Below are 8,728 nucleotides of genomic sequence, written 5' to 3'. Positions count from 1 at the left end.
GGGGGTGGGAATGGGCTTGGGGTCCGAATCGGTAAATACCATCTGCTCCTCCGTCAATGCGACGAAGGTTAGCAGGCCCGCGGCAAAGAAAAAGCCTTAGCGCGCGAAGCGCTCGACCAGCGCGTCCCGGACGGCGGGGGGAACGAATTTCGACACGTCCCCGCCCAGCCGCGCGATCTCCTTGACCAGTTTCGAGGCGATGGCCTGCCGGCGGGCGTCGGCCATCAGGAAGACCGTCTCGATGCTGTCGTCCATGGCGCGGTTCATGCCGACCATCTGGAATTCGTATTCGAAATCCGCCACCGCCCGCAGGCCGCGCACGATCACCGTGGCGCCGACGTCGCGGGCGCAGTCGATCAGCAGGTTCTCGAACGGATGGACCACGATCTCGCCGCCGCGCTTGGCGACGATGCGGTCGCATTCCTCGCGCACCATGGCGACGCGGTCCTCCAGCGCGAACAGCGGGCTCTTGTCGCGGTTGATGGCGACGCCGATCACCAGCCGGTCCACCAGCTCCAGCGCGCGCTGGATGATGTCCAGGTGGCCCAGGGTGATGGGATCGAAGGTGCCTGGGTAAAGCCCGATGCGCATGGGGTGCCGTCTCCTCGCCGAATGCCGGCAGTCAAACAGGGTTTCGCCAAGGAATGCAAGACCATGCGCCCGTCCGCATGTCGCAGGGCGGGCAAGCGGGCCGGGTCAGTTGCCCATGATCATCCCGGTCAGCGCCTCTTTTTCCGCCGCGAGTTCCTTGAGCCGGGCCGAAACCGCATCGCCGATCGAGACGATGCCGACCATCTCGCCCCGCTCGTCCACCACCGGCAGGTGGCGGAAGCGGCCCTGGGTCATGCGGTCCAGAATCACCAGCGCATCCTCGCCCGTGGTGCAGGTCGCCAGCTTGCGGGTCATCAGCTCGGTGATCGGCTGCTCCAGGACGGCGGCGCCGCGCTTGCCCAGTTCGCGCACCACGTCGCGTTCCGACAGGATGCCCAGCGGGATCTTGCCGTCCTCGGATACCACGATCGCACCGATGCGCTTTTCCGAAAGCAGCTTCGTGGCCTCGGCCACGCTGGTTTCCGGGCCGACGGTGAAAATCTCGCCGCTGGCCTTCATCGACAGGATCTGGTTGACGAGCATTGCTGTTCCTCCTCCGGGTTGGCGCAAGCGTCCTGGCGCCCAGCGTCACCTCAACCCCGGCTTGCGTCAAGCCCGATGTTGCAGTGCAGCGATCAAGGGATGACAAGCGCCTGGAGCCGCGCCACCTCGGCCCGGATGCCCTGCGCCAGCGCATCCGCCAGCCGGTTCATCCGCTGCGAGCGGCGGTCGTCGGCATGCCGGATCAGCCAGAAGCTGCGCGTCAGCGAAACCTGCTCGGTCAGCACCCGCCGCACGCCGGGACAGAAGGGAATCGCGAAGTCATGCACGATGCCCAGGCCCGCGCCGACGCGGATCGCCTGCATCTGCACCGAGACCGAGTTCGAGGTCAGCGCCGCCCATTCCGCCCCCGTCTCGGTCAGGTAATCCAGTTCGCGGTCGAAGATCATGTCGGCGATATAGCCGATCATGCGATGGCCGCGCAGATCCTCGCGCGAGCGGATCGGCGGATGGGCGCGCAGGTAATCCTCATGCGCCGCCAGGTGCAGCTGGTAGTCGGTCAGCCGCTGCACCACCAGCCGCCCGGCCTGCGGCTGCGAGACGGCGATGGCCATGTCCGCCTCGCGCTTGGACAGGTTGAAGACCCGCGGCAGGGCGACGATCTGGATCTCCAGCCGCGGATGCGCCTCGGACAGGCGCGCGCAGACCTGCGGCAGCAGGTAGTTGGCACAGCCGTCCGGCGCGCCGATGCGCAATTGCCCGGCCAGGTCGCCGGGGCCGGTCAGCGCCTCCTCGGCGCCGCTCAGCGCCGCCTCGACCGCCTCGGCATGGGGCAGCAGCCGCTCGCCCTCGGGCGCCAGGCCATAGCCCTGCGGCGTCTTGATGAAAAGCTTGGCCCCCAGCGCGCCTTCCAGCCGCGCCACCCGCCGGCCCACGGTCGAGGCGTCGATGCCCAGCCGCCGCCCGGCCCCCGACAGGCTGTCGGCCCGCGCCACGGCCAGGAAAATGCGCAGGTCGTCCCAGTCCATGCCCGCCGCCTTTGCAGAAATGCAAAACCCTTTTGCCAGACTTCCTCTTTTTCCGGCAATGCTGCAAGTCTATGATCCCCCCGAAACCTGAACCCCTCGGGAGGCACCCATGGAAGAACTGAGCCACTGGATCGACGGCAAAGAGGTCAAGGGCACCTCGGGCCGCTTCAGCGATGTCATGAACCCCGCGACCGGCGAGGTGATCGCCAGGCTGCCGCTGGCCACCCCGGCCGAGCTGGACGCCGCCGTGAAGAGCGCCGAAAAGGCGCAGGTCGCCTGGGCCGCCACCAACCCGCAGCGCCGCGCGCGGGTGATGATGAAATTCGGCCAGCTGATCCAGGACAACATGGATGCCCTGGCCGAGCTGGTCTCGCGCGAGCATGGCAAGACCCTGCCCGACGCGCGCGGCGACGTGCAGCGCGGGCTCGAGGTGATCGAGGTCTGCATGGGCGTGCCCGCGATGCTCAAGGGCGAGTTCACCGACAATGCCGGCCCCGGCATCGACCTTTACTCGATGCGCCAGCCGCTGGGCGTGGTCGCGGCCATCACCCCCTTCAACTTCCCGGCGATGATTCCGCTGTGGAAGATGGGCCCGGCGCTTTCGGCCGGCAACGCGATGATCCTGAAGCCGTCCGAGCGCGTGCCCTCGACCTCGATCATGCTGGCCAAGCTCGCGCAAGAGGCCGGGCTGCCCGACGGCGTGCTGCAGGTCGTCAACGGCGACAAGGAGATCGTGGACGCGATCCTCGACCATCCGACCGTGCAGGCGGTGGGCTTCGTCGGCTCGACCCCGATCGCGCAATACATCTATGGCCGCGCCGCGACCAACGGCAAGCGCGCGCAATGCTTCGGCGGCGCCAAGAACCACATGCTGATCATGCCCGATGCCGACCTGGACAAGGCGGCGGACGCGCTGGTCGGCGCCGGCTTCGGCGCGGCGGGCGAACGCTGCATGGCGATCTCGGTCGCGGTGCCGGTGGGCGACAAGACCGCCGACGCGCTGATCGAGCGGCTGATCCCCAAGATCGAGAAGCTGAAGGTCGCCCCCTATACCGCCGGCGAGGACGTGGATTTCGGCCCGGTCATCACCAAGGCCGCGCAGGAGCGCATCAACCGGCTGATCGATTCCGGCGTGGAACAGGGCGCCAAGCTGGTGGTGGACGGCCGCGGGCTGAAGATCCAGGGCTATGAGAACGGCTTCTTCTGCGGCCCGTCGCTTTTCGACAACGTGACCCGCGACATGGACATCTACAAGGAAGAGATCTTCGGCCCGGTGCTGTCCACCGTGCGCGCGCAAAGCTACGAGGACGCGCTGAACCTGGTCATGGACAACGACTACGGCAACGGCACGGCGATCTATACCGCCGACGGCGACACGGCGCGCGACTTCGCCAGCCGGGTGAACGTGGGCATGGTCGGCATCAACTTCCCGATCCCGGTGCCGCTGAGCTACTACACCTTCGGCGGCTGGAAGAAGTCGGCCTTCGGCGACCTGAACCAGTATGGCCCGGACGCCTTCCGCTTCTACACCAAGACCAAGACCGTGACCGCCCGCTGGTTCTCGGGCATCAAGGACGGCGTGGCGCTGAACTTCAAGGCCATGGACTGACGGCGGGGGCGGGCGGGGGCTCTGCCCCCGCGTGCCCTGCACCCCTCGACGGGGTGCAGGGCACGCTCCCCCGGGATATTTCGACACGAAAGAAGCCGGGGCGGCGACCTCCGCAGTTTCGCGCAAGGCTGCAAAACTGGCGCAACATTTCCCGGCCATGACCGGGCAAGGCAATTCATCACGAAAGACATGAGGGGGAGAGCATGGATTTCGGTCTGAGCGAGGAACAGGCGGCGATCTTCGATCTGGCTCGGGATTTCGGGGCCGATCATATCGCGCCGCAGGCCCGCGCCTGGGAAGAGGCGGGGACCATCCCGCGCGCCTTGTGGGCGCAGGCGGCCGAACTGGGCCTGGGCGGGGTCTATGTCGGCGAGGAGCATGGCGGCACCGGGCTTTCGCGGCTGGACGCCACGCTGGTCTTCGAGGCGCTGGCCATGGCCTGCCCCTCGGTCGGCTCGTTCCTGTCGATCCACAACATGTGCGGCGGCATGATCGACAAGTTCGGCACCCCCGCGAACAAGGCGCGCTGGCTGCCCGGCCTGTGCAGCATGGAGACGGTGTTCTCCTATTGCCTGACCGAGCCCGGCGCCGGTTCCGACGCCGCCGCCCTGCGCACGCGCGCCGAGCGGGTCGAGGGCGGCTGGAAGCTGAACGGCACCAAGGCCTTCATCTCGGGCGGCAGCTATTCGGATTGCTACCTGGTCATGGCCCGCACCGGCCAGGACGGGCCGCGCGGCATCTCGACCATGGTGGTCGAGGCCGGCACGCCCGGCCTCAGCTTCGGCGCGCTCGAGCACAAGATGGGCTGGAAGGCGCAGCCGACCGCCCAGGTGCAGTTCGACGATTGCGTCATCCCCGAAGAGAACCTGATCGGCGAGGAGGGCCGCGGCTTTGCCTATGCCATGGCCGGCCTGGACGGCGGGCGGCTGAACATCTCGGCCGGCGCGCTGGGGGGCGCGCAGGCGGCGCTGGAGGCGACCCTGCGCTACATGGGCGAGCGCCGCGCCTTCGGCCAGACGCTGGACCAGTTCCAGGCGCTGCAGTTCCGCCTGGCCGAGATGGAGACGGCGCTGCAATCGGCGCGCATCTTCCTGCGCCAGGCCGCCTGGAAGCTGGACCGCGGCGCGCCCGACGCGACCAAGTTCTGCGCCATGGCCAAGCTGCATGTCACCGACCGCGCCTTCGAGGTCGCCAACCAATGCCTGCAGCTGCATGGCGGCTATGGCTACCTGGCCGATTACGGCATCGAGAAGATCGTGCGCGACCTGCGCGTGCACCAGATCCTGGAAGGCACCAACGAGATCATGCGGCTGATCGTCGGCCGCGCCCTGCTGGCGGAGCGTGACTGATGGCCGAGATGCCCAAATCCGAGATGCCCAAATCCGAGATGCCCCAATCCGACATGATCGCCCGCAAGGACCGCCGCGCCGGCCGGCTGACCTTCAACCGCCCGCAGGCGCTGAACGCGCTGAGCCACGAGATGGCGCTGGCCATCGACGCCGCCTTGCGCGAATGGCAGCACGACCCCGAGGTGGCGCTGGTCGTCATCGACGCCGCGGGCGAGCGCGCCTTCTGCTCGGGCGGCGACATCGCCGCGGTCTATCGCGCGGGGCTCGAGGGCGACCACCGGGTCGGGCGCGCGTTCTTTCGCGACGAATACCGCATGAACGCCCGGATCGCCGAATATCCCAAGCCCGTGGTCGCGCTGATGCAGGGTTTCGTCATGGGCGGCGGCGTCGGCGTCGGCGGCCATGCCAGCCACCGCATCGTCGGCGACACCACCCAGATCGCCATGCCCGAGACCGGCATCGGCCTGATCCCGGACGTGGGCGGCAGCTGGCTTCTGGGCCATGCGCCCGGCCGCTGCGGCGAATACCTGGGCTTGACCGGGGCGCGCATCGGTGCCGGCGACGCGATCTTCACCGGCTTCGCCGACGCCTATATCCCCGAGGCGGAATGGCCGGCGCTGATCGACCGGCTGGCCGAGACCGGCGACGCGACGGTGATCGCGCCCCACCCCCGCCCCACGGCGCCGCTGGAGGGCCGCGACCTTTCGGCCTTCGGCGGTCCGAGCGTGGCCGAGATCGTGGCCGCGCTGGAGGCGGCGGGCGACGAGGCGGCGCTCAAGCCCCTGCGCCGCAACTCGCCCCTGTCGATGGCGGCGACGCTGGCGCTGGTGCGCGCGGCGCGCGGCGACGCCAGCCTGCGCGAGAGCCTCGCGCGCGAGCTGCGCTTTACCGCCCGCGCCACGGCGGAAAGCGACTTCCTGGAAGGCGTGCGGGCGCAGATCATCGACAAGGACCGCAACCCGCGATGGTCGGCCGATGCCGGCCCCGCGCATGTCGCGGCCATGCTGGCGCCGCTGGGCGAGGACGAAATCGAATGGGAGGACCGGACATGAAGATCGGATTCATCGGCCTGGGCAACATGGGCGGCCCGATGGCGGCCAACCTGGCCAGGGCGGGGCACGCGGTCGCAGGCTTCGACCTGGCCGCGCCGATGCCCGAGGGCGTCGCCAAGGCGGCGACGGCGGCCGAGGCGGCCGCGGGCGCCGAGGTGGTGATCACCATGCTGCCGAACGGCGCCATCCTGCGCGCGGTCGCGGCAGAGGTGATCCCGGCCATGGCCGCGGGCGCGGTGTTCTGCGACTGCTCGACGGTGGACGTGGACAGCGCCCGCGCGGCGGCGGCGCAGGCCGCGGCGGCGGGCCTGGGCGCGCTGGACGCGCCGGTCTCGGGCGGGGTCGGCGGCGCCACCGCCGGCACGCTGACCTTCATGGTCGGCGGCTCGGCCGATGCCTTCGCCAAGGTGAAGCCGCTTTTCGACGTCATGGGCCAGAAGGCGGTGCATTGCGGCGAGGCGGGCGCCGGCCAGGCCGCCAAGATCTGCAACAACATGATCCTGGGCGTGACCATGATCGCCACCTGCGAGGCCTTTGCCCTGGCCGACAAGCTGGGGCTGGACCGGCAAAAGATGTTCGACGTGGTCTCGACCTCCTCGGGCTACAGCTGGTCGATGAACGCCTATTGCCCGGCGCCGGGCGTCGGCCCGCAATCGCCCGCCGACAACGGCTACAAGCCGGGCTTCGCCGCGGAACTGATGCTCAAGGACCTGCGCCTGTCCCAGCAGGCCGCCGAGGCCGCCGATGCCGACACCCCCATGGGCCAGCTCGCCGCAGCCCTCTACGCCCGCTTCGTCGAGGACGAGGACGGAAAGGGCCAGGACTTCTCAGCAATGCTCCCGAGATTCGTCGGACGGCACCGGGAAGGCTGATTTCTCGGATTCGTGAGGGAGCCGATCGGGGGCTTGCGGCGTTTAACCTTTGATAAAGGATTTTCGTGCCAGGCTGGAAGCCATGTTACGCAATCGCCAGAGCCTGATTCTCGCCGCGGCCCTGATTGGCCTCCTCGCGCCGGCCACCCTTGCGCAAGGGGTGGGCCAGGCGGCCAAGGCCAACGCCCAGGCCACCTTCGGCCAATCCGCCATGCTGCGGGTCGGGGACCGGCTGGACAGCGCGCGCCTGCACCAGGTGACGCGCCCCGGCCTTTACGGGATGAGCGAGGCGCCCTCGGGCAGCCGCTACGGCATCGTGGACGGCAAGCTGATCCGCTACGATCCGGAAAGCGCCCAGGTGCTGTCGATCATCCGCCAGGTGGACCGCATCGTGGACTAGCAGGCTGCTGAAAAAGGATTTTGAGAGGGCGGCGCAGCGAAAATCGTTCTGGATCCAGCTGATATCGGCCCGGAAACGGGGTGTTTTCGGCAAATTTGAGGCGGATTTCCCGGTTCCCCGCCCACGCTGTCCTGTCGCAAGGATTTTTTCCGCAGCCTGCTAGGCCCGCAGCTGCGGGATGGCGCGGCAGCCGCCCCGCCTGCCACGCCATGACCACAGAGGCCGCCGCCGCGACCGCGGGGGCTTTCGCCCCCCGCCCCCACGTCTTTCCCGGCGTCTTTCCCGGCGCCTTTCCCAGGCAAAGCCCGCCGCGCGGCGAAGTCCGGCGCGGCGATGCGGCCCCGTTACAGCTTCTCGCCCGGCAACCGGCTGGCCTGCTTGACCCAGCGGGCGAACTGCGCCTCGTCGAACTCGCCCTCGCGGATGTCGAGATAGCGCACCTCGGGATATTTGGACTTGCCCGGCGGCGGCGGCTCCAGCGCGGCGCCGCGAAAGAACGTGACCTTCACGTATTTCGTGAAGCAATGAAAGCTGAGGAACCAGAGGTCGTCCTCCATCCCGTAGAAGGGCGAGTTCCATTTGACCGCCTTGCGCACGCCGGGGACGACGCGCGTGATGATGTCGTCCATCCGCCGGCCGAGGTCGCTTTTCCATTCCGGCATGGCGGCGATATAGGCCTGGACCGGGCCGTCGCCATAACCCTTGGCGATCTGGGGATTGCCGCCCGACAACAGCACCGGGCCCGCCGCGCCCTGCCCCTTCGTTCCCTCGGCACTCGGGGTCTTTCTGCTGGTCATCTTCGCCTCCGCTTTCGGGTTCCGGCCGGGCCGCCCCCTGTCGCGGCCGCCGCCTTGCCGGCGGGCCGGGCGCGCTCCGGCCGATGCCTGTCCAGCGTTGCAGCAAACCGGCCGCAGGGAAAGCCCCCCGCGACCGGGATCACAAGAGCGGCAACCCCTGCCCGCCTGCCCGGCGCCGGCGCGATGCAGGCCCGGCCTGCCGGACCGCTTCCTTACTGAAATACAAGGTCATTTCCGCGGCGGCAGGGTACAATCGGCCGCATTTACAACCCGGCCCGGATGGCAAAACCATGGTCGCGTCGCGGCGGGAACCACGCTAAAAGCGTCGCGAAACGGGGGCGGAGCCGCGCCCGTGTGATACCTTGTCGCCCGGCCGGGTCCGGCCGAATGTTACGGAGTGCCCCGATGCGCCAGCCCTTAGCCCTTGCCCTGACCGCCGTGGCGCTGGTCGCCGTTCTGGCCGGCGTGGCCGGGCTTACCGAGGGCAAGTCCGCGACCCCCGGCTACATGAGCGCGCCGGTCGCGCGGG

Annotated in this window: 9 protein-coding genes; 5 read left to right on the top strand and 4 right to left on the bottom strand. The window is 68.9% G+C overall.

The genetic code is table 11. The annotated features are described in order from the left end of the window. Nucleotides 1-96: 96 nt before the first annotated feature. The 3 genes from coaD to IT40_RS25445 all read right to left on the bottom strand — a co-directional run bounded on the left by coaD (nucleotide 97) and on the right by IT40_RS25445 (nucleotide 2,120). The gene (gene coaD / locus IT40_RS25455) at nucleotides 97-591 is read right to left on the bottom strand and encodes a pantetheine-phosphate adenylyltransferase (RefSeq protein WP_036761068.1); all 495 of its coding nucleotides are present in this window, start codon (nucleotides 589-591) and stop codon (nucleotides 97-99) included. A 105-nt stretch (nucleotides 592-696) separates the two neighbouring features. Beyond that, nucleotides 697-1,134: a CBS domain-containing protein gene (locus tag IT40_RS25450; RefSeq protein ID WP_036761065.1), complete on the bottom strand. Its 438-nt coding sequence runs from the start codon at nucleotides 1,132-1,134 to the stop codon at nucleotides 697-699. Between the two features lie 92 nt (nucleotides 1,135-1,226). Continuing rightward, entirely contained in the window at nucleotides 1,227-2,120 is an 894-nt protein-coding gene (locus IT40_RS25445; RefSeq protein ID WP_036761062.1) for a LysR family transcriptional regulator, read from the bottom strand. 109 nt (nucleotides 2,121-2,229) lie between these two features. On the opposite strand from IT40_RS25445, the gene IT40_RS25440 reads away from it, so the two are divergent. The 5 genes from IT40_RS25440 to IT40_RS25420 all read left to right on the top strand — a co-directional run bounded on the left by IT40_RS25440 (nucleotide 2,230) and on the right by IT40_RS25420 (nucleotide 7,402). Next, nucleotides 2,230-3,729 carry a CoA-acylating methylmalonate-semialdehyde dehydrogenase gene (locus IT40_RS25440; RefSeq protein WP_036761059.1) on the top strand — a complete coding sequence of 500 codons (1,500 nt, stop codon included), beginning with the start codon at nucleotides 2,230-2,232 and terminating at the stop codon, nucleotides 3,727-3,729. Nucleotides 3,730-3,932: 203 nt separating this feature from the next. Further along, nucleotides 3,933-5,078 carry an acyl-CoA dehydrogenase family protein gene (locus IT40_RS25435; protein ID WP_036761056.1) on the top strand — a complete coding sequence of 382 codons (1,146 nt, stop codon included), beginning with the start codon at nucleotides 3,933-3,935 and terminating at the stop codon, nucleotides 5,076-5,078. After that, nucleotides 5,078-6,130, top strand: coding sequence for an enoyl-CoA hydratase/isomerase family protein (locus tag IT40_RS25430; protein ID WP_084197459.1), 1,053 nt, complete (start codon nucleotides 5,078-5,080; stop codon nucleotides 6,128-6,130). The genes IT40_RS25435 and IT40_RS25430 overlap by 1 nt, the downstream gene beginning before the upstream one ends. After that, on the top strand, nucleotides 6,127-7,002 hold the full coding sequence (mmsB, locus tag IT40_RS25425; protein WP_036761053.1) for a 3-hydroxyisobutyrate dehydrogenase: 876 nt from the start codon (nucleotides 6,127-6,129) through the stop codon (nucleotides 7,000-7,002). Before IT40_RS25430 ends, mmsB begins: the two co-directional genes overlap by 4 nt. Nucleotides 7,003-7,084: 82 nt before the next feature. Then, nucleotides 7,085-7,402 (top strand): hypothetical protein, encoded by a 318-nt coding sequence (locus tag IT40_RS25420; RefSeq protein ID WP_036761050.1) that lies wholly within the window; start codon nucleotides 7,085-7,087, stop codon nucleotides 7,400-7,402. Between the two features lie 344 nt (nucleotides 7,403-7,746). Here IT40_RS25420 and IT40_RS25415 read toward each other — a convergent pair whose 3' ends face one another. After that, complete coding sequence (locus IT40_RS25415; RefSeq protein ID WP_036761047.1) at nucleotides 7,747-8,199, bottom strand: DUF1801 domain-containing protein; 453 nt, start codon at nucleotides 8,197-8,199, stop codon at nucleotides 7,747-7,749. Nucleotides 8,200-8,728 lie beyond the last annotated feature (529 nt).

Source organism: Paracoccus versutus, from assembly GCF_000763885.1.
Classification (GTDB): Bacteria; Pseudomonadota; Alphaproteobacteria; order Rhodobacterales; family Rhodobacteraceae; genus Paracoccus; species Paracoccus versutus.
The sequence above is the reverse complement of the archived record's forward strand: the minus strand, read 5'-3'. Positions and strand labels throughout refer to the sequence as shown.

Excerpts from the sequence above, each read along its gene's own strand:
- IT40_RS25450 (WP_036761065.1), bottom strand. The coding sequence starts at position 1,134 with ATGCTCGTCAACCAGATCCTGTCGATGAAGGCCAGCGGCGAGATTTTC.
- IT40_RS25435 (WP_036761056.1), top strand. The coding sequence starts at position 3,933 with ATGGATTTCGGTCTGAGCGAGGAACAGGCGGCGATCTTCGATCTGGCT.
- coaD (WP_036761068.1), bottom strand. The coding sequence starts at position 591 with ATGCGCATCGGGCTTTACCCAGGCACCTTCGATCCCATCACCCTGGGC.
- IT40_RS25430 (WP_084197459.1), top strand. The coding sequence starts at position 5,078 with ATGGCCGAGATGCCCAAATCCGAGATGCCCAAATCCGAGATGCCCCAA.
- IT40_RS25445 (WP_036761062.1), bottom strand. The coding sequence starts at position 2,120 with ATGGACTGGGACGACCTGCGCATTTTCCTGGCCGTGGCGCGGGCCGAC.
- IT40_RS25440 (WP_036761059.1), top strand. The coding sequence starts at position 2,230 with ATGGAAGAACTGAGCCACTGGATCGACGGCAAAGAGGTCAAGGGCACC.
- mmsB (WP_036761053.1), top strand. The coding sequence starts at position 6,127 with ATGAAGATCGGATTCATCGGCCTGGGCAACATGGGCGGCCCGATGGCG.
- IT40_RS25415 (WP_036761047.1), bottom strand. The coding sequence starts at position 8,199 with ATGACCAGCAGAAAGACCCCGAGTGCCGAGGGAACGAAGGGGCAGGGC.
- IT40_RS25420 (WP_036761050.1), top strand. The coding sequence starts at position 7,085 with ATGTTACGCAATCGCCAGAGCCTGATTCTCGCCGCGGCCCTGATTGGC.